This window comes from Flavobacterium sp., from assembly GCF_031409475.1.
Classification (GTDB): domain Bacteria; phylum Bacteroidota; class Bacteroidia; order Flavobacteriales; family Flavobacteriaceae; genus Flavobacterium.
The window spans coordinates 18,272-38,054 of sequence record NZ_JANNXH010000044.1; the positions used below are offsets into that span (position 1 = coordinate 18,272).

The 19,783-nt window shown below is 30.4% G+C and carries 20 protein-coding genes; 5 read left to right on the forward strand and 15 right to left on the reverse strand.

Going from position 1 to position 19,783, the window contains the following annotated elements:
* Positions 1-94: 94 nt before the first annotated feature.
* Together RMO53_RS08500 and RMO53_RS08505 are read left to right on the forward strand one after the other, a co-directional pair.
* Positions 95-1,768, forward strand: a complete 1,674-nt coding sequence (locus RMO53_RS08500; RefSeq protein WP_310379655.1) for a glycosyltransferase family 39 protein — start codon at positions 95-97, stop codon at positions 1,766-1,768.
* A gap of 7 nt (positions 1,769-1,775) precedes the next feature.
* Entirely contained in the window at positions 1,776-2,963 is a 1,188-nt protein-coding gene (locus tag RMO53_RS08505; RefSeq protein ID WP_310379656.1) for an O-antigen ligase family protein, read from the forward strand.
* Here RMO53_RS08505 and RMO53_RS08510 read toward each other — a convergent pair.
* Both RMO53_RS08510 and RMO53_RS08515 read right to left on the reverse strand, forming a co-directional pair.
* Positions 2,951-4,054, reverse strand: coding sequence for a glycosyltransferase family 1 protein (locus tag RMO53_RS08510; RefSeq protein ID WP_310379657.1), 1,104 nt, complete (start codon positions 4,052-4,054; stop codon positions 2,951-2,953). The two genes, RMO53_RS08505 and RMO53_RS08510, sit on opposite strands and share 13 nt — an antisense overlap.
* Positions 4,055-4,135: 81 nt before the next feature.
* Positions 4,136-4,657: a hypothetical protein gene (locus RMO53_RS08515; RefSeq protein WP_310379658.1), complete on the reverse strand. Its 522-nt coding sequence runs from the start codon at positions 4,655-4,657 to the stop codon at positions 4,136-4,138.
* Between the two features lie 111 nt (positions 4,658-4,768).
* Between RMO53_RS08515 and RMO53_RS08520 the strand changes: the two genes are divergently transcribed.
* Positions 4,769-6,010, forward strand: a complete 1,242-nt coding sequence (locus RMO53_RS08520; RefSeq protein ID WP_310379659.1) for a glycosyltransferase — start codon at positions 4,769-4,771, stop codon at positions 6,008-6,010.
* A complete protein-coding gene (locus RMO53_RS08525; protein ID WP_310379661.1) occupies positions 6,000-7,220 on the forward strand; it encodes an O-antigen ligase family protein in 1,221 nt (406 codons plus the stop codon). Before RMO53_RS08520 ends, RMO53_RS08525 begins: the two co-directional genes overlap by 11 nt.
* Before the next feature lie 2 nt (positions 7,221-7,222).
* On the opposite strand, the gene RMO53_RS08530 is transcribed toward RMO53_RS08525, so the two are convergent.
* From RMO53_RS08530 to RMO53_RS08570, 9 genes are all read right to left on the reverse strand, one after another.
* Positions 7,223-7,537 carry a hypothetical protein gene (locus RMO53_RS08530; RefSeq protein WP_310379663.1) on the reverse strand — a complete coding sequence of 105 codons (315 nt, stop codon included), beginning with the start codon at positions 7,535-7,537 and terminating at the stop codon, positions 7,223-7,225.
* Between the two features lie 10 nt (positions 7,538-7,547).
* Complete coding sequence (locus tag RMO53_RS08535; protein ID WP_310379664.1) at positions 7,548-8,303, reverse strand: DUF3108 domain-containing protein; 756 nt, start codon at positions 8,301-8,303, stop codon at positions 7,548-7,550.
* Between the two features lie 94 nt (positions 8,304-8,397).
* A complete protein-coding gene (gene rfbD / locus RMO53_RS08540; RefSeq protein WP_310379666.1) occupies positions 8,398-9,252 on the reverse strand; it encodes a dTDP-4-dehydrorhamnose reductase in 855 nt (284 codons plus the stop codon).
* The gene (gene rfbC / locus RMO53_RS08545) at positions 9,246-9,797 is read right to left on the reverse strand and encodes a dTDP-4-dehydrorhamnose 3,5-epimerase (protein ID WP_310379668.1); all 552 of its coding nucleotides are present in this window, start codon (positions 9,795-9,797) and stop codon (positions 9,246-9,248) included. Before rfbC ends, rfbD begins: the two co-directional genes overlap by 7 nt.
* 88 nt (positions 9,798-9,885) lie before the next feature.
* Entirely contained in the window at positions 9,886-10,872 is a 987-nt protein-coding gene (locus RMO53_RS08550) for a hypothetical protein (RefSeq protein WP_310379670.1), read from the reverse strand.
* A gap of 6 nt (positions 10,873-10,878) precedes the next feature.
* Entirely contained in the window at positions 10,879-12,573 is a 1,695-nt protein-coding gene (locus RMO53_RS08555; RefSeq protein WP_310379672.1) for a DUF6909 family protein, read from the reverse strand.
* Positions 12,574-12,704: 131 nt separating this feature from the next.
* Positions 12,705-13,586 (reverse strand): carboxypeptidase-like regulatory domain-containing protein, encoded by an 882-nt coding sequence (locus tag RMO53_RS08560; protein WP_310379674.1) that lies wholly within the window; start codon positions 13,584-13,586, stop codon positions 12,705-12,707.
* Positions 13,587-13,590: 4 nt separating this feature from the next.
* Positions 13,591-15,114, reverse strand: a complete 1,524-nt coding sequence (locus RMO53_RS08565) for a GH3 auxin-responsive promoter family protein (protein ID WP_310379676.1) — start codon at positions 15,112-15,114, stop codon at positions 13,591-13,593.
* Positions 15,115-15,633 (reverse strand): peptidase, encoded by a 519-nt coding sequence (locus RMO53_RS08570; protein ID WP_310379678.1) that lies wholly within the window; start codon positions 15,631-15,633, stop codon positions 15,115-15,117. It lies immediately after the preceding gene.
* 210 nt (positions 15,634-15,843) lie between these two features.
* Here RMO53_RS08570 and tatA point away from each other — a divergent pair, with 210 nt between their 5' ends.
* Positions 15,844-16,017 carry a twin-arginine translocase TatA/TatE family subunit gene (gene tatA, locus RMO53_RS08575; protein ID WP_310379680.1) on the forward strand — a complete coding sequence of 58 codons (174 nt, stop codon included), beginning with the start codon at positions 15,844-15,846 and terminating at the stop codon, positions 16,015-16,017.
* A 283-nt stretch (positions 16,018-16,300) separates the two neighbouring features.
* Here tatA and RMO53_RS08580 read toward each other — a convergent pair whose 3' ends face one another.
* The 4 genes from RMO53_RS08580 to RMO53_RS08595 form a co-directional block, all read right to left on the reverse strand.
* Positions 16,301-16,720: a nucleotidyl transferase AbiEii/AbiGii toxin family protein gene (locus RMO53_RS08580; RefSeq protein WP_310379681.1), complete on the reverse strand. Its 420-nt coding sequence runs from the start codon at positions 16,718-16,720 to the stop codon at positions 16,301-16,303.
* Complete coding sequence (locus tag RMO53_RS08585) at positions 16,675-16,980, reverse strand: DUF6922 domain-containing protein (protein ID WP_310379682.1); 306 nt, start codon at positions 16,978-16,980, stop codon at positions 16,675-16,677. Before RMO53_RS08585 ends, RMO53_RS08580 begins: the two co-directional genes overlap by 46 nt.
* A 20-nt stretch (positions 16,981-17,000) precedes the next feature.
* A complete protein-coding gene (locus tag RMO53_RS08590) occupies positions 17,001-19,172 on the reverse strand; it encodes a Tex family protein (RefSeq protein ID WP_310379683.1) in 2,172 nt (723 codons plus the stop codon).
* Between the two features lie 22 nt (positions 19,173-19,194).
* Positions 19,195-19,783, reverse strand: a 589-nt coding sequence (locus RMO53_RS08595; RefSeq protein WP_310379685.1) for a cation diffusion facilitator family transporter, incomplete at its 5' end; no start/stop codon positions are given.

Below are 19,783 nucleotides of genomic sequence, written 5' to 3' on the forward strand. Positions count from 1 at the left end.
ATTAAATTTAGTCTCTGTTGCCGTGTGTTGGACACTATTTTCATTGATGCTTTGCACTATTTTATTTCGAAACAAAAAATTAACTCTCTTTGTTTTGAAACAGTATAAATCATTGCTTTTTCAGTGTTATAAATCATTTAGTTTTTACGAAAAAACGCTTGTTGGGTTTATTAGTTTTGGATTATTACTTTTGCTTTTTCAAGGAATAATATATCCTCCAAACAATTGGGATTCATTAACTTACCACATGTCACGCATAATGTATTGGTTAAGCAATGAGTCTGTAGCTCATTTTCCTTCACATATTCTGCGCCATTTATATCAACCTCCTTTTGCTGAATATTTTATATTGCATTTAAACCTCTTGAACGGAAATGATTATTTATCAAATAGCGTACAGTGGTTGTTTCTAGTTTTTTCTATAATTTCTATTTGGTCTTTGCTTGATTATTTTAAAGTATCACGGTTTTATAAATTATTGGTGGCATTTTTAATACTAACAATTCCAGCTGTTGAGTTACAATCATCAACAACTAAGAATGATATCGTTTGTGGTTTTTTTATCATTACAGCAATATACTTTTCGTGTAAATCCTATTATGAATCTGAATTAAAAAACTTTGTTTTTCTTGGACTTACTGTTGGCCTAGGCTTATTGACTAAAGGTACTGCGTATATTTTTCTTACTCCAATTCTGCTGTTATTGGCGCTATTTATCCTTTTTAAAATAATTAAAACAAAACAAATAAAACCCCTGCTAAATGGTTGCATTACGCTGTTGATAGTTTTTTTAATAAATCTTGGTCATTACTCCCGAAATTTCAAGATTAATAGAAATGTATTAAATATTGATGAAACCGAAGCTAAAGCATACTCCAACGAAAAAATGAATGGAACCCTTTTCCTTTCTAATTTTCTAAAAAATGCTGGTTTGCATTTGGGTTATCCCATTCAAGCCGAAGCAGATTCATTAATAAAAGGAATTCATAAAAAGATAAGTATTCCTGTAAATAACCCCGAAACAAATTATTATGGAATACCCTATGAAGGCGCAATAAAAATTAACACTAACGAAGATTGTGCGCCTAATGTAATTCACTTTTTTTTGATTTTACTATCGTTTTTTGCTCTTGGTTTCAATCGTTTTAAAAATCTAAAAGAAAATAAAAAACAGCTATTACTGGGTTTAATTATAATAGCGCAACTGGTTTTATTCGTTGGCTATTTAAAATGGCAACCGTGGCACACACGACTTCATATTCCAATTTTTATGCTTTCGGTAGTGCTAATTACTGTTGCGGCAAATCAATCCAAATGGTTTAAATATATTGTGCTTGCAAGTATTCCTTTAATGATGTTCAGTTTTTATTTTTATTTTGTTTACAACAATACTAGACCAATTTCTACAAATAGAGAATATACTAAGAACATTCACTTACTAGACAATCGCTTTAAGAAATATTTTTCGAATCAACCACATCTTTATGGTGAATATTCCGAAGTTTTGGGTGCTATTTATTCAAATAATTCTACTAAAATAGGTTTGATGTTATCGGATTGGGAATATCCTTTGTTGTATAATTTTTATTATTACCCTATTAAAATCGTTGCTGTAAACGTAAATAATTGTACTAGTGGAATTCCTCAAAACACAGAAAATATTGATGCCATCATTGCAAACAATCAAAAAACTGATTTTATCATTTTTCAAGGGAGAAAATATATAAATCAAAACCCAAATCATTCGTATATTTGGTTTTATAAGTAATCCATTGATGAAAATTTCAATAAAAAAATACTTGCTCTATTCTTCTGTATTTGCCATATTTACAGAAGCATTCTTCTTTAATTATATTATTGATTGGAAATTGCTGTATTTAATAATTTGCATTAATTACTATTTATTATTTCTACATCAAAAAAAAATCATTATCCATAAATATTTTAATTACATCATTGTAGCGCTTTTTGTTCACGGAATTATTGTTAATTCAATAATAGGCGTTCCCATAAACTATATGCTTGCTCAGTTAATTGGAATAACAATTATTAGTATATATTACTATAACTTTATTACACTATTTAAATTAAATGATATTTTAAAAGTATATTTAAAGATAAGTTTGATCGTAGCGATTATTGGTTATCCAATGTATTTTTTAGAAATAAACTTAAATGATGGTCGCTTACAGAGTATTTTTAAAGAACCCGCTCATTATGCTATTGTAGTTATTCCTGCTTGTTATTACTATTTAAAAATTAAAAAATATTTGCTTTTTGCCGTTATATTTGGCACTCTTATTTTATCAAATTCTTCATTGGGTTATATTGGTTGTGCGCTCATGTTTATTATACCTAATCTTAATTACAAGCGCTTTTTTAGTTTTATCGCCATTCTTCCTTTTGTAATTGGAACTTTTTATTATATCTATAACGAATATACCTTTTTAAAACTTAGAGTTGATGATACTGTCGAATCCTTAAACGCAATTAACACAGGGAATTTTAAAGAAAATGCCAATTTGAGTTCTTATTCCCTATTAAGTAATTTATTTGTAGCAAAAACAAATGTTACTGAACATCCTATTGGAAGCGGAATTGGAAGTCATGTATATATGCATAAAAAAAAATACCTACATCTAATAAATCCTCCTGTATATCTTGTAAAACAAGATCTTCAGAGCAGTAATGCAACTGACGCAAATTCAATGTTTGTTAGGATTATATCCGAGTTAGGAATTATTGGCTTAGTATTAATACTGTTTTTTATAAGTAGAGCGTACAGGTGTTTTAATACAAGCGAACTATATTTTGCGCAAGGAATTTTTATATATTTCTTACTAAAACTATTCCGAGATGGGCATTATTTCCCGCCAGAGCTGTTTTTCTTTATATGGTTGTTTTATTCCTATTACAAGAATGCAAATGATGTAAAAATTACTAATCCAAATTATATAAAATAATTTTCTTTATAGAAAGAATAGGTCTCTTCACAACACTTTGTCCAACTAAACTTTTTAGATTGATCAAGACCTAACGCTATTTGATCATTTCTAAAATCATTAAAGGACAATTTTGTAAGTGCATTTTTAAAATCTTGTACCTCCATTTTATCGAATAGAATTCCTGCATTATCGGCAATTTCAGTAATTGACGAGTTTTTTAATGCCATAATAGGACATCCCGCTTTCATTGCTTCAATTATTGGGATTCCAAAACCTTCATAACTAGAAGGATATATAAAAGCATGGGCAAAATTGTACAAAATATTTAGACCTGTATTGTTAATATTATTAATTAAAACTATTCGTTGTAACAACCCTTTTTTATTCAATATTGAAATTTCACTTTTATTAAAACTCTCTCCTACAACAACTAATCGAAAATTTGAAGTCTCACTTAAAAGAGAAATTATAAATGAAAAATTTTTATAGCTTGTCCTACTTCCTATATATAAAAGATAGCCTTGTTGTAAATGATAGGTGTTTAAAAAATCGATATGAAATTGTTTCACCTCTTGAATCTGAAAAAAATCATCGCTTACTCCGTTGTGAATAACAACTACTTTTTGATTTTTACTGGGAGGACAAAATTGTTTTAAATCTTTATAAGTATTGTTAGAGATACAAATGATTCCGTTTGAATTTCTAATAGATTTATACTTTAGAGCATTGTGTAATTTTCTTTTTAAAAAACTAGCGTAAAAATTATGTGTGAAATCATGTACTGTAGCAATCTCTACATGTTTTACCTTAGTTTGTAAAACCCTGTAATAACTGGAATGAAATAGAAAAAAATCGTTTATGTCTATTTTAATTTCCGAAATTCTGGCTTGTAAAACAAATCTCGATGTGTTGTTTGTGATTAAGTTTTGAGTTGGAATATCTAACTGTTTTCGATGAAAATTGATGTTTTTAAAATAATCTTCATAAAAAAACAATTCATTATTAAAATCCTGTTTTGATAATAAAAATTTTGATAATTCAAACCAGTAATTTGATACACCTCCGTTTTGGCATTTATCATAAATAATATTATCTAAAAGTATTTTCATAATAAAAACCTATTTATTTCTTACCACAAAAAAAAACGAGATTTTATAAAATAAAACCTCGTCTTTCTATATAATTATAAATTATTTAACTAATAATGAAATTAAAGTTTCTTTACCTATGAGACTTGGTGGATATTTTTTATCATGATTTAAAATATATCTTGATTTTACATCATCCCAAGAAAAAGATTCGTCTGTAGAAAAATATTCTGAATGTTTACCATTATCTCCATCAACAACTAATAATTTATTGTTTTTAATAGAAATGTTTTTAATAGTTAAAGAACCTTGCTCTTTATTTGTGCTAATGGTAATCTTAACGTTCTCCACAACAATACCCTCAGGGAGGTTTATGCTGGTTTTTTGCATCACAGGAGATCCAATTATTTTTACGCTAATAGGATCGTCATAATTAAAATAATTCTCTCTCTGGTAAAAAACTACTAGACTGTCATTTTTTTCAAAAACACCTTCAATATCAATAATATACTTATCATTATTTTCGTTTTCAACTATACTTGCTTCGCTGTTATTCGTTTTTTTGTCACCACCACAGGACATTAATAAGATGCTCCCAATAAATAATAATACTATTTTTTTCATTTTATTTTCAATTTTTTACTTTGCAAATGTATCATATTTTTTTGTTGGAGAAAAAAAAACACTACTTTTTAATCGCATAATAGTATATTTGTTGATAAATGTTACCTTTAAATGTCCGATAAAAAAAATATCACTTTAATTTCTACTAATTTTTATCCTGAAGATTCCGCAATAGGGTTATATAGCACTCAGTTTGCAGAATTTTTAATCTCTAAAGGCTACTTGGTAACTGTTATTGCAGGTTTTCCATATTATCCTCAATGGAAGATTAATAAAAAGTATGCTTTGCTTCCTAGTTTTTATAAAGAAACTTTTAACGAAATTGAAATATTTAGACACAAGCAGTATGTTCCAAAAAAAGTTAATTTTATTGGTAGAATTCTTCTATTATTAAGTGTTTTATATGGAACAATAATCAACTCTTGGAAGGTTAAAAAATCTGATTTAGTAATTTGTATTATTCCTTTTACGTTGTCATGTTTTGCAGGTTATTTATTGTCAAAAAGAACTAAATCTAAACTTTGGATTCATATTCAGGACTTTGAATTTGATTTAGCTTTTGAGTCGGGAATTTTAAAGCCTACTAATTTTTGGACCCAAATGATAAAAAAAAGTGTTTTTAAATCAGAATCCTTTATACTAAATAAAGCTGCCGTGGTGAGTAGCATAAGTTATACGATGCTTAATAAATTAAAAACAAAGTCAACTGTTAAAAATATATTTTATTTCCCAAATTGGGTTGATGCAGAAACCATAAACCCAGCTAATTTTAGGAAACACAACTACATCAATCCCGATAAATTTACGTTGCTTTACTCTGGAAATATTGGTGAAAAACAAGACTGGAATATTTTTGAGCAAATTTGTTCCTGCATAAATATAAATGATAATATAGAAATAATTATTGTAGGAAGCGGAAGTTATTTAGAGACTTTAAAAGAAAAATCGAAAAAATATTTGTTTGTTCATTTTTATCCTTTAGTCAAATATAGCGAATTGTCTAACCTGCTTTGTTCAGCCGATGTTCATTTTTTATTTCAAAAAACAAATGTCATAGATTCCTTAATGCCATCTAAATTATTAGGGATGATGGCAAGTGAAAAACCATCAATTGTTACAGGAAATAAAGATTCAGAAGTTGCTAAAATATTTGAAAAATCAAATGGAGGATATTATTTTGACAACGATGCTATAAATACCATATTTGAAACAATTATTCTTCTTAAAAATAACGAAAAAATACGAATTGAAAAAGGGAATAATGCTAGAGAATTTGTGTTAAATCAATATTCAGAAAACGAAATTTTTAATAGTGTGGAACAAAAAATACAATCCGTATTTCATGAAAAATAAAACCGAAAGCTTTTTTTATATAATAATCCCAGCACTGTTTACTTTTCCGATTTTTAAAGAAAGTATATCTAGTTTGCTTTTGATTTTATTGATTTTAAACACCATTATATACACTATTTCGTCCAAAAAATTTAAATTTAAAACCCGTAAAGTTCTATTGTTTACAATTCCATTTTGGATATTAATATTATTTACTCATATTGATTTTTCAAATCCAAAAACTTTAATCCCAATAAATAATGGATTGTTTTTCTTGTTATTTCCTATAACATTTTCATATATCCCGAAAATACATTTTAGTAAAGAAAAAATAATCTTTTATCTAGAAATAGTAAAGAACACCTGTTTCATTATTGCAATTAGTTACATCGTTGGCTTCCTATACAAATATAATTTCTCGGATTTTTTTGTTTTTAAATATGAGATTCCAAAGTTTAGAGATTTCGTGTATAATGAAGTTTCTTTTTTTAAAATACATCCAACCTACTTCACGGCAATAGTTGTATTAAGTACCGCTTTTTCTTTTGAAAAAATATTGAAACAAAAAAAATATCTTGAACTTATATATTTAGCTGTTTTTGTGATAATTACGTTTATGCTTTTGGTAAAAATAAACATCATAATGATCATATTATTATTATTTTATATGATGCTTTTTCGATCACCGTATACCACAAAACAAAAAATTTCTGCTTCTTTTTTTCTGATATTAACTGTAATTATTTTCTCCTTTTCTATTCCAGGTGTAAAAAACAGATTTAAAGAAATTATCGATAGTTATAATACCGCTCCAAATGGGCTTGCTTACGATTCTACCAACATTCGAGTTTCAATTTACAAATGCTGCTATAATTTAGCCCAAGACCATTATTTATTTGGTGTTGGGTTCGAAAATTTGGGAGAGGAATTAAAAACGTGCTTTAAAAACAATTATGGCTCTGATTTTTATAAAAATGAAACCTATTTATCTCATAATTATTATTTATACATTTTTTTGTCAAGCGGTGTTTTTGGATTAATCCTTTACCTATTTTATGTATTTAAAATTATTGTTTCTATTATAAGGCAGGATGTATTTATTTTAAGTCTTGGTATGATTAATATATTTATTTTATGCTTTACAGAAGATTTTTTTTATAGACATTATGGACTTTTTTATTTTAGTCTCTTATTCTTTACGTATTACAATTCTGAATCAAATACAAATTAAACCTACTCCAAATCTTCTAACTCCTTTTGTGCTTCATTTTTGGACTCTCGTTTTTGGGTGTCAAATTGTTGATCTGTTTCAACTGCATCGGTAATGAAAATTGCTTTTCCAACAACGATTAATAACGATAAAACTGTGATTACTAAAAATAGTTTGACCCATTTAGACTGTCTCATATCTGATTTTTTTAAAGTTAAAAATCCAAAAATAAGCGCAATCCCAATTGGGATAAAAGCTAAAGTCCCTAAAGGCAAAAAAGCAAATATAACACTCAAAATAGTGAAAATACTTGCTATAACTAAAAATAATTGTCTCATAATATTTGTTTTAAATTCCAGATGCGCTTGCTAGTTTGAGTTGTCCAGTTCCTACTGGAATGCTAAATTTGATTAAAGCAGGGATTTTTTGCGTGTCGGCAGTAAGCCAAATGATGTTTTGGTCTTTTCCTTTTAAAACCTTTGTCCTAGCTCCAATTGACAATTTATAACATTCTTTGGTTCCTAAACTCCCAGCTGAAATAGTTTCCTTTCCCATAAACTTTACAACAACTGGTATTTCTTTTTCATCAAAAACAATCACAAACGATCTAGTTTGACCGTTTTTAAAGTTTTTAAAATCAACAGTTCTTAATTTATAAATAAGTGTGACAATGTCTTGGGTCGAATTTCCAATGGTGAATATAGAATTGGTTTCGGGTTTGTTTCGTTTTTTTGAAGTACTCGTTACTGTTTTGCCGTCCTTTTTAAAAACGTACTTCTCCGTCTTTGTATATCCTCCTTCGTTGATGTTTCGCTTATATAAACTTGGTTTCAACGTCAACGGATGAACATACGATTCATATAAATCTCTAATTTTAAAAAAGGAATCCCATTTGCTGAAAGTGGTTGCTTGACAGCTCAAATGCAAATAGGAGGTTTTAGAGGTTTTGATTGTTTCGGTTTCCATCGTTACTTGAGCTAATTGAGTCATTAATCCACTCATATTATACGAGGCTGCAAATACTAATTTTTCTCCTGATTTTATTTGCGAAAAACCGCAGTTGATTGACAAAGCGAAACAAAATATAAGCAAATATTTTTTCATTATTTAGATTTTTTATTGGTGCAAATTTAGCTCTTTTATTAGAATTAGCTCTTTTTTAGAGCTTTTCAAATAACTGAAACGCAAAAACCCTAGTTTAAATTACAACCGTTTCTAAACTTTTTTCCCAAGTTTTAATTTCAATGCCAAAAATAGTTTTGATCTTGCTTTTATTCAATACGCTGTATTTGGGTCTTTGAGCTGGTGTTGGATAACTTGTAGTTGGAATAGGATGTAAATTAATGTTTATGTTATGTTTTTCGAGTATTTTTTGGGCAAAATCATACCAACTGCATTGCCCTTCATTGCTGAAATTATATATACCATAGTTAGAAGCCGGATTTTGGATGTTTGAAGTGATTATTTTCAAAATAGCTTCCGCTAAATCAACGGCATTGGTTGGTGTCCCAATTTGATCGTTGACAATGCTTAGTGAGGTTCTTTCTGACGACAATCGCAATATGGTATTCATAAAGTTATGCCCAAACTGGGAATAAACCCAAGAAGTTCTAATGATAAAATAATTGTTTAGAGTTTCCTGAATTGCTTTTTCGCCGTCTAATTTAGTTTGACCGTAAACACTTTGTGGATTTGGGCTGTCTCTTTCTGTGTAAGGCGTTGTTTTGCTTCCATCAAAAACAAAATCTGTCGAAATATGCAACAATATGGTATCGTGTTCTTTGCACACCTCAGCAATATTTTTAGCGCCATCAACATTGATTATTTGGGCTTTTTCTGATTCGCTTTCGGCTTTATCAACTGCGGTATACGCTGCGGTATTGATACAATAGTGTGGCTTTATTTTAGCAAAAACTTCTTGACATTTTTTTTTATTGGTTATGTCTAGCGATTTATAATCAAAAAATTTAAATTGTATGCTAGGATAATTATTGGCAACAAGCGCAATAGATTGTCCCAATTGTCCGTTTGCTCCTGTGACCAATACTACCATACTTTTCGTGCTTTTTCGAGTGTCGGTAATTGTTGGTCCTTTTCGGAAACGATTATCTGGTTTATGGGAAATTGCCAGTCTATGTTGATTTCTGGATCGCTGTAAATAATGCCTCCTTCGGAATTTTTATTATAAAAATTATCACACTTATAAAAAAAAGTGGCTGTATTACTCAACACCACAAATCCATGTGCAAATCCCTTTGGGATAAAAAGCTGCGTTTGATTCTCGCCAGAAAGTATAACCGAAATGTACTGACCAAATGTTGCAGAATTAGGTCTAATATCCACTGCAATATCAAGAACTTCTCCTTCAAGTACTCTTACTAATTTTGCTTGTGCGTGAACTCCCGTTTGATAATGCAACCCTCGTAATGTTCCTTTTTTTGAAAAAGATTGGTTGTCTTGAATAAAGTGAACAGGTTGCCCAATTCCTACTTGAAAAAGATTTGTATTGAAGCTTTCCATAAAATAGCCTCTTTCATCATAGATGATTTTGGGCTCGATTATATAACAACCCAATAAATTTTTAGAAATGAAATTCATTTTTTATTGTTTTGAAAACGCTTATGTTGGTTTTATTATTTTTTGTAACCTGTTTTGCTTTAATGACTTTGTGCTTTGATTAAATTAATTATTTTAAATTAGCTAACGTTTTTTGCTTGTTATAAAACCTTTTAAAAGAAACAATGATAAGAAACATAAATATAAAAATAATGGGCAACAAAAATTTTGAACCTTTACTTATAAAATTAATTTTTTCTGTATTGAGTAGTGTATTATTGTCCTTAATAACTTTTTTGAGTCCTACTAGATCTATTCTATGAAAACCTTGCTCCCTAATTAACGCCTCTTTAGTTTTAATTACATCATTGAGTTGGGTATTTTCGTTATAATATACCAATTTATCATTCCTTTGTGAATTGTTTACCGTATTTGAAAAACCGCTTAAAAACCCATTTATTTGAGCAATTATAGAATCGTTTTGAACTATCTTAACTTTAACATTGTTTATAACTTCTTTTTGAATTTGAGTGTAATACTCTGTTTGGTTTAAAAACTTCAATAAAGGCTGAACCATTTCGGTATCGGTGATTAAATTATCCGTTGTGAAGCTTATTTTATGAAAAGTGTAGTTTTTACTAGTTAAGTCGTCTTCTATTATCTTTTTTATATCTCCATCTTCTGCCATTAATTTAATCAACTCAAAGTTGTCTGGCTTGTTTTCTATAAATTTATAAACGTCATAAATTGGTTCGATTTCAATTTTATTTATTCGCTTTGGATTTTTTAGACCAATAATTTCTTTTAAAAAAACCGTGTCTCCTGATTTAATTTTTGATTCAATCAAGTCAATTTTGGAATATAAATAATCCGTACTTCCAAAATTTGGCGTTACCGTAATTTGCTGGTTATACACCTTTTTTGTTTTGTCTCGATACATACCAATTCCAAATCCTGTTACTATTAAAATTGTAGTTATAATCCAATTTTTTATAAAAAACTGAATTAAATTATATAATGAAGTGTTTATTTTTTGAAAAAAATTAGAGGTGCTTTTTAATATTTGAGCTAAATCAATTTCCTGATCCTCTTGATTTTGGTTTGCCTTTGTTGTCATTTCCTTTTATTTTTGTGTGTTGAAAATTTGTTCCAATATCTTAATTGTAATCAAATACGTAGGTTTTACCCCTGTTGTTCCCAATCCTCCTGAAGCCAGAGTACTTCCTGTTTCTAATGGATTGTCCGATGCATAATAAGCATATCGTACCTTAACATCTGGATTGATGCTTTTTCTAATTTTTGAAGCGGACTGTATTGCTTTTTGGTAATAAGCTCCTTCCATTTCGAGACCAATAACTCCCCAAGTCGAATCGTGAAAGAACTTTAATAAATCCTTGTTTTGTAACGATGTTCCTAGCACAGTAACCATTGGACCTGCAAAAACAGCAATGTCATTACCATCAAACATTGTGGCTGTTAATTCGTTATGGAAAAAATAATTGTCTGCAGTTCCTTCGTTGATATGTGCCGAAGGGATCATAATATCTCCTTTTTCTCCTTGAAGAATTCCCGCTTTTCCCATTATGGATACGGATTCGACATTTAACAAGATGTCTTTTTTATAGGGTTTTAATAACTCATCTATGGTTTCATAAGCTTGCTCTCCAAAAGCATAATCCATAACAATTAAAACTGGCTTTTTATCGCCTAGTTTCGCCGTTGGGAAAGCCGTTTTTGATAAATCTATTTTTGCAGTATCAAAAATTTGTACATCAATATTAGTTCCTGATGAATCTGGTAGAGCAATCATCCCGTTTTTTAAAGCTACAACTTCTACTAGATTTCTAAGTTCGTCTGCGCCAGATTTACTTAATTCTTCATAGATAAAGAAATCTGTTTTGTCCTTATCCCGATACTTCGGGATTGTTTTCAAGACTTGTGTGGCAAAAATAGAATTCATAACACTGTGCATGTTGGCACTAATGATGTGTATTGGTCTGTCAAGAAGTTGGTTTGCTTTTAAAACATCTTTTATGTTTGTAGCCCAAATTTCGCCATGAATATGATGTCCCAATCGTTCTCTCAATACAGGGCTAAAAGTTATGGTTCGTTTATTATTGTCCACAATTTCTTCGATGGCTAATTTTCCCAACCAAAAAATTACATGTAAAAAACGATCCGGTAGAGTGGTTGAACCAAAGGCATCGTAAATATCTAAAACCTCTTCGAAAGTGCGTCCAAGAATGTTTGCAGCGTGTGATACTGCTTTCTCTTTTTCGGTTTGCGACAATTTTTTGGTTTGTAATGCGGCTTGTTGAAGTTTAAGCCAATCGCGTGTTAATTCGCCGGTATCGTCCAGTAAAACTCTGTTTTTTATTTTATGGGATTCTATAAAAATAAAAGTCAAGTGTGTTAATACATCATAAATATCAGATCGCCCACGGGTAATTTCAATATTCATTTGCTCCTCGTCTATTCTATAACAATTGCGTCTTCTTTTTGGTGGAACTATGGCTTGAAAATGCGATTTTGAATAGCCTTCATCCGAAGTTAAATTAATATACCGACATTCCTCAATTCCTGTTGGTAAGCGTTCAATTACATATAAAAGTCCATTGAGTTCTACTTTTTCTTCGGCAATATTTCCATAGATTTCTGGACGTAACGAAAGTAATGCTTCTCGTAATGTTTCGCCAGAAACTCCCATGGGTTTATAAAAACCCCTGTTGAATAAATGACGCATGGTGATGTACATTTTTTCAATTGCTGCTGATGATTCTTGTGCCCTTGATCTGGATATATTTTTAGTCTCTTTCATTTGTTTTTGTTAATTCCTTTTCATTTATCAGATGTAATTTGTCTATAGATTAATCATAAACTTTCTATTACATTACTGACTCATTTTATTAATTTTTATTTTGTAACCTGCAAATGTATGGTTTTTATGAATTAGTTGGTCAGAATAAGATTAATTGCAGGTTCATAAATCATTAATTTATTTGATGAATCGTTCTTTTCTTGTTTGGTCTGTCTTATCCATTTGCCACCAGAAAAAGTGTATGAAAATTCTCTTTCTACAAAATTATAAAGTACAAAAGGATAATAGGTTTTAATTAATTGTGTTTTACTTGTATTCAAATCCACAATAGTCTTTTCAATTTTGTTGTTTTCAATTAATAATTTTTCAAACCCTACAAAGATTCCGTTTTGTGGCATTTGCAAATTAAATTCTTTTACATCAAATGTGTTTATTTTAGTGCCTTTTTTTACCGTAATAATAAAGTCTTTGTTAAGCAATTCTTTTCCCGGAAAACCATTAGTATCCACGGCATAAAAATGGATTTTAGCAGTTGCATTTTCAACTCGATTGTCAGTATAAATAGAGACTTTTTTTAGGTGTTTTGTTTTTTTGTAGGATGGAAAATAGGCAAAAAATTTAGCATCAATCTTTGGTCCGTTATCAAATGCTTGGTAGGTTTCGTTTTTTGTTCTTCCTATTTCTATTTCTTTAGTTTCGAGCCTTTTTAAAATGACAACTTCCTCTAATTGATAAGCAATGGGTTTTAAATATACTTCAATATTTTGAGTCGCTTTAATTATTTTCTTTTCAAATCCTAATGTCGAAAAAATTAAATTTTTACTTTTTTCTGTTGTGTTAATGCTAAATGTGCCGTTTTCTTCGGATGTTGAGCCTGTGTTTTCGTTTTCTACCCAAATGTTTACAAACGGAATTGGTTTTCCTGAAACAGAATCTTTCACGATGCCTTTTATTTGTGCCGAAACTGAAATACTTATTAAAAAAAGTAATGCAACAAGTCGTTTATTTTGCATCTTTCTATTCCGTTTTTAATAAATCTACAATTTTTCTGTCGTTTGAAAGTCTAGGGATTTTGTTTTGTCCGCCTAGTTTTCCTATGGATTTCATGTAGTGTTGGAAACCGTTTTTGGGAACTTTGGAAATAACCAAATTTCTTAAAACTTTTCCCACGATCAAATCGTCATAATAGGCATTTTGTTTGCGCATGGCATTGTCGATTTTTAGTGCAAAATCTTCTAGATTTTCTGGTTCTCCCGAAGCTTCGGGATCAAATTCTATAAACCATTCGTGGTATGGCAATCCATTAGTTGGTGTTATTTGTGGTGCAACGGTAAATTCGTTTACACTAATTGTTGTTCCTGCCATGGCTTCTTGTAAGGCACACTCTACTTCTTTGCCTATTACATGTTCTCCAAAAGCTGATATGTAGTGTTTAATTCTTCCAGAAACAATAATTCGATACGGTTTTAAGCAGGTAAACTGAACGGTGTCGCCAATGTTATATCCCCAAAGTCCCGCATTTGTAGAAATTATTAATACATAATTTACACCCAATTCTACAGCTCCAATGGTATGTCGTTTAGGTCCAGTTCCGAAGTTTTGGGATTCAGAATCGGTATAAAATTCATCACTTTTAATAAATTCATAAAAAATTCCGGCGTTCAACAAAAGCAACATTCCCTTTTCTTTTTGTGTGTCTTGATAGGCAAAAAACCCTTCGGATGCGGGAAATAATTCTATCGAATCTACATTTCTTCCTATAAGATTTTCGAACTTGGCCCGATAGGGTTCGTAATTGACTCCGCCGTAAATGAATAAATTGAAGTTTTTAAAAATTTCTCCCACAGGCTTTGCGGCTTTTTGCGAAAGTTTTTCAAAATACATTTGAACCCAAGATGGAATTCCAGAAATCACTGTCATATTCTGGTCAAATGTTTCTTCAACAATGGCGTTTACTTTGGTTTCCCAATCTTCAATACAATTGGTCTCCCAAGAAGGCATTCTGTTTTTTTGTAGGTATTTTGGAATAAAATGAGCTACAATTCCTGACAATCTTCCTAATTTTATTCCGTTTTTAAGTTCTAAAATTGGGCTTCCTTGCAAAAAAATCATTTTACCGTCAACAAAATCTGCGTTTCCTGTTTCATGAATATAATGTAAGATAGCGTTTCGTGCCGCTTCGATATGAAAAGGCATAGATTCCTTTGTAAGCGGAATATATTTTGCGCCCGATGTGGTTCCAGAAGTTTTAGCAAAATACAACGGCTTGCCTTTCCAGAGCATGTTTTCTTCCCCTTGAACTACTTTATCGATATAAGGTTTTAGTCCTTCGTAGTCTCGAATAGGAACCGCATTTGCAAAATCTTCAAACGTTTTTATCGTATCAAATTGATGGTCAATACCAAACTGGGTTTTCTTGGCTTGTTGTATTAATTGCAAAAAAACTTTTTTTTGAGTTTCAATCGGTCGTGTTGACCAAGCTTGCGTTTTTATAACTATTTTTTGTGCAAATAGTTTTGCAGCAATAGATTTTATTGACATTTACTGATTATTTTTTGCTTTTTTTTGCACCTTTCCTTTGTTTAGTATAGAATTGGATTCTTCTTTATTTACTTGTTCTCTCAGTTTTAATTCTTCGCTTGATGGTGATAAATCTGCTTGAGCTTGTTGATCTAGACTCGAAGATAAGATAGAGTCTTTATTAAATTTAGCATATTCTAACTCGCCAGTTAACACTTTTTGAATTGATTTGATATATACTTCATTCTTTTTTAATGCTAAGGTTAAAGAATCTGATTTTAAGGCCAATTCAGTAGCATCCTTTTTAAGTTTAGAAGAGGAATAACCTGGTATAAACTCTCTTAAAGGCGTAAAAGCTATAATAACCGTTGTTATTGCTATTAATAAAATAGCGCTTATGGACACCGAAACAAAAACATTCATTAGATTCAATTTAAACGAGAAAATTTCTTCAAATGTATCTTCGTTTAAAATAACCAACCTCCGTTTTGTGTATAATTTATCTTGAATAGATTTTGTTTTGGTTCTTTTTTTTGACATTTGATTCGTATGTTTTACAAATATAAATAAATAATACCTCAAAAATGCAGGCTGTTTAAAGGTTTTATTGATAAAAAAAAATTTACAAATTTGATGTTTTAACGTGTTTTTAACCAAATAATTTCAACAATATAGATTAATATTAGGTTATTCTAATTACATTTGTACTTATATTTAATACTAATTTGCTTCGGCATAAACTATTGTAACATGGGAAGTTTTGGTGCGACAGAAATAATTTTAATTATTGCAGTAATATTATTAATGTTTGGAGGAAAAAAAATTCCAGAATTAATGAAAGGATTGGGAAGCGGAATCAAAGAATTCAAAAACGCTGCTAAAGATGATAAACCTGCAGATAAAAAAGAAGAAGAAACAAAATAAAAAATGTCCCGAAATAATTCGGGACATTTTTTTTCTTAAATAACCATCGTTAATTGAAAGCGTTTTTAGAATCTAATTTAACTAAAACAATCTCTTTATAGCTTCAAAACTTCTTCAATTATTTTTTCTTTGCAAGTTTCCCAGTTAAAATCGAGAAACATTTTGGGTTGTTGTTGATAATCTGCGTCTTCAAAATAGGTTAAACTTTTTTGTACCATAAAAATTGAACCGTCTTTATATTTTTTTTCATAAAATGTGAAAATATCTTCAAGTGAAAATTCATTCAATAAAAATACAAATCGATAAAATCTTTTTTACTTCCTCTACCTGCAATTGCGTTTAGCTTCATTGCTGCAATATCTTTGGTAGAAAGCATTCTAATGTTTTCTATAAACAAATACTCTGAAAGTAATGGATATTTATAGTTTACAAAATCCACTTTAACTTCATTGATTTTTGTAATCAAAATGTTTTTTGTGCTTTGTGCTACTTTTACTTCTCCAAATTCAGAAAGTTTTTCAATAAATAATTCTGAATTAATTTCTGAATTTCCAAATAAATCAATGTCAATTGAATTTCTATGACCAATTTGTAGCGCTAATGATGTTCCTCCAACTAAATTAAAATCTGAAAATAATTTTTCAGACATAATTTTTTTTAAGAGTTCCATAAGTTCGGGTACAACTGTCTGTGTTTGTAGCATCTAAATTCTGTTTTGTCGATATTAAAAATAGCGGATAGGAAAGAAAGCGTTACGGCATCAAGACTTCTTAAATTTAAAGAAACTTCTTGAATTGTGTTTAATCCATAAAGTTCTTTTAATAAATTCCAGTCAGTAATAAATCCATATTCTAAAACTTTTTGTATTAGTTGAGATTTGTGCTTTTCAAGGTCAAATCCCTTTAAATCCACATCCCAAAAAAGATGTTTAGAAAAGTCGTTTATGGTTATTTCTTTTTTCATAAAAACAAAGGTAGCTGTTTTTATAAAACCATAGTTAACTGAATGCGTTTTCTCTCTTCATCTACTTCCGTAACTTTTACTTGAACGTGTTCTTGTAATTTAACCACTTCGTTCACATCGCTCACAAATCCCGCTCGGAGTTGAGAAATGTGAACCAAACCGCTTTCCTTAATTCCTATATCAACAAAGCAACCAAAATTGGTAATATTATTGACAATTCCAGGTAAAACCATTCCAGTTTTTAAATCTTTAATCGTTTTTACATTGGCATCAAACTCGAAAATTTTAGCCGTTTTTCTTGGGTCTAAACCTGGTTTTTCGAGTTCTTTGATAATATCTTTTAAAGTTAACAAACCAATCTCTGGCGTGATATAATTCTCGGGTTTTATTAACGTTATTTTTTCTTTGTTTCCAATGATTTCCGTAACCGTAAACTTCAAATCCTTTGCCATTTTCTCGACAATTACATACGCTTCGGGATGCACTGCCGAATTATCTAACGGATTTTTTCCGCCTTTAATCCTAATAAAAGCAACGCCTTGTTGATAGGCTTTGTCGCCCAATCGCGGTACTTTTTTGAGTTGTTTTCTATCCGTAAAAGGACCATTTTCTGATCGGTATTGTACAATATTTTCGGCTAATTTTTCGCCTATTCCACTCACATAACTCAACAAATGTTTGCTTGCTGTATTGATATTTATTCCTACTGAATTCACGCAACGAATAACGGTTTTATCCAATTCTTCTTTGAGTTTGGTTTGATCAACATCATGCTGGTATTGACCAACGCCAATGGCTTTTGGATCTATTTTTACCAATTCGGCTAACGGATCAGACAATCGTCTTCCTATAGAAACCGAACCTCGAACCGTAACATCATAATTAGGAAATTCTTCTCGTGCAATTTTTGAAGCCGAATAAACTGATGCTCCGGCTTCGGAAACTACAAAAACCTGAACTAGCTTATCGAACGCAATTTTCTTAATAAAAAACTCTGTTTCGCGACTGGCGGTTCCGTTTCCGATAGAAATGGCATCTATTTGATACGCATTTACCATGGAGCGAATTTTTTTCATCGCCATTGCGGTTTCGTTCTGTGGCGCGTGCGGATAAATGTTTTCGTTGTATAATAATGTCCCGTTTTCGTCCAAACAAACCACTTTACAACCGGAACGAAATCCTGGATCGATGGCAAGAATTCTTTTCTCTCCCAAAGGTGGCGCCAATAATAATTGCCCAAGATTATTAGCAAAAACCTGAATAGAATTGGCGTCCGCATTGGCTTTGGCTTCTTGCAAAGCTTCGTTAGAAATCGCTGGTTCAAGTAAGCGTTTGTAACTGTCTTTTATAGCTAATTCTAAATGTGGTTTGCTTTCAGAACGAGCGTTTTTTATAATATTTTCTTCTATAAAATCTAGCGCTTCTTGTTTTTCTACAGAAACATTTAATTTTACAAAACCTTCGGATTCGGCACGTAACATAGCCAATAATCGGTGTGATGGTGCTTTAGTTAGTGGTTCTGCCCAATCGAAATAGTGTTCATATTTTTTACTATCATCTTCAACCCTGTCAGAGTTTTGAACTCTGACAGGGTTTGTTGCTGAAATTTCTTTTTTCTTTTTAACCTCTTTGGTTTCTATAACTGCTTTGCGTTGATAAAGTCTTCGCAACTGTTTCCGAACGTAAATATTTTCATTAATCCATTCCGCGATAATATCTCTTGCGCCTTGCAAAGCTTCGTCTTCGTTGAGAACTTTGGTATTTAAATATTGAGTTGCAATAAAATCGACATTATCATTATTTTGCGCAAGGATGATTTTGGCCAAAGGTTCCAATCCTTTTTCTCGAGCCACATCGGCACGCGTTTTTTTCTTCTTTTTGAAAGGCAAATACAAATCTTCCAGCTCTTGCAAATCGAAACTTTCTTGAATCTTTTTGTTCAATTCTGGAATTAATTGTCCTTGTTCATCTATTGATTTTAAGATTGATTCTTTTCTTTTTACAATGACTTCATAAACTGTTTGAAGTTTCGAGATTTGTTCGATTTGCACTTCGTCTAGGTTTCCTGTGGTATCTTTTCGATAACGAGAAATAAACGTAATCGTGCAATCTTCTTGTAATAATTTTACTGTTTTTTGGATGTTTATTACTGCTGTTTGAACAGACTTGGAGATAAATTGTATGTTGGTCATTGTGGAATTTTACGATTTAAAATTAATCCTGAACGATAAAATCTTTTGGATCTTCTTTTTTAAATTCGGGTTGAATATTGATGTGGTTAATTTGAAATTGTTCAAATAAAACGGCTTCTACTTTTTGTAACAACTCATTAAACTCACTCATTTTTATGTCTTCGGAACAATCAAGATGTGCTTCGAGATGCAATTCATCATCATTTAAATGCCAAACATGAATGTGGTGTAATTTATTCACTCCAGGAATTTTATGTACTTCCAAAACTATATCTTTTATATCAATTTTTTCAGGTGTAAAAAGCATTAACATTTTTGTAGATGATTTTAATAAATCAAAACCAACAAAAATTAAATACACTGCAATTATTAAAGTCATTATACTGTCGACCCAAAACCATTGGTAATATTTCATTAAAATTCCCCCTATTAAAACCGCTACAGATGCCATCATATCGGTAAACAAATGAAGATAGGCCGATTTCATATTCAAGTTATGATCGGCATCTTTTTTGAGCATTAAAGCCGATAATCCGTTAACGACGATTCCTAATAAGGACAACCAAATAACTAAATTCGATTTAATTGGTTCTGGATTTGAAAAACGTTGC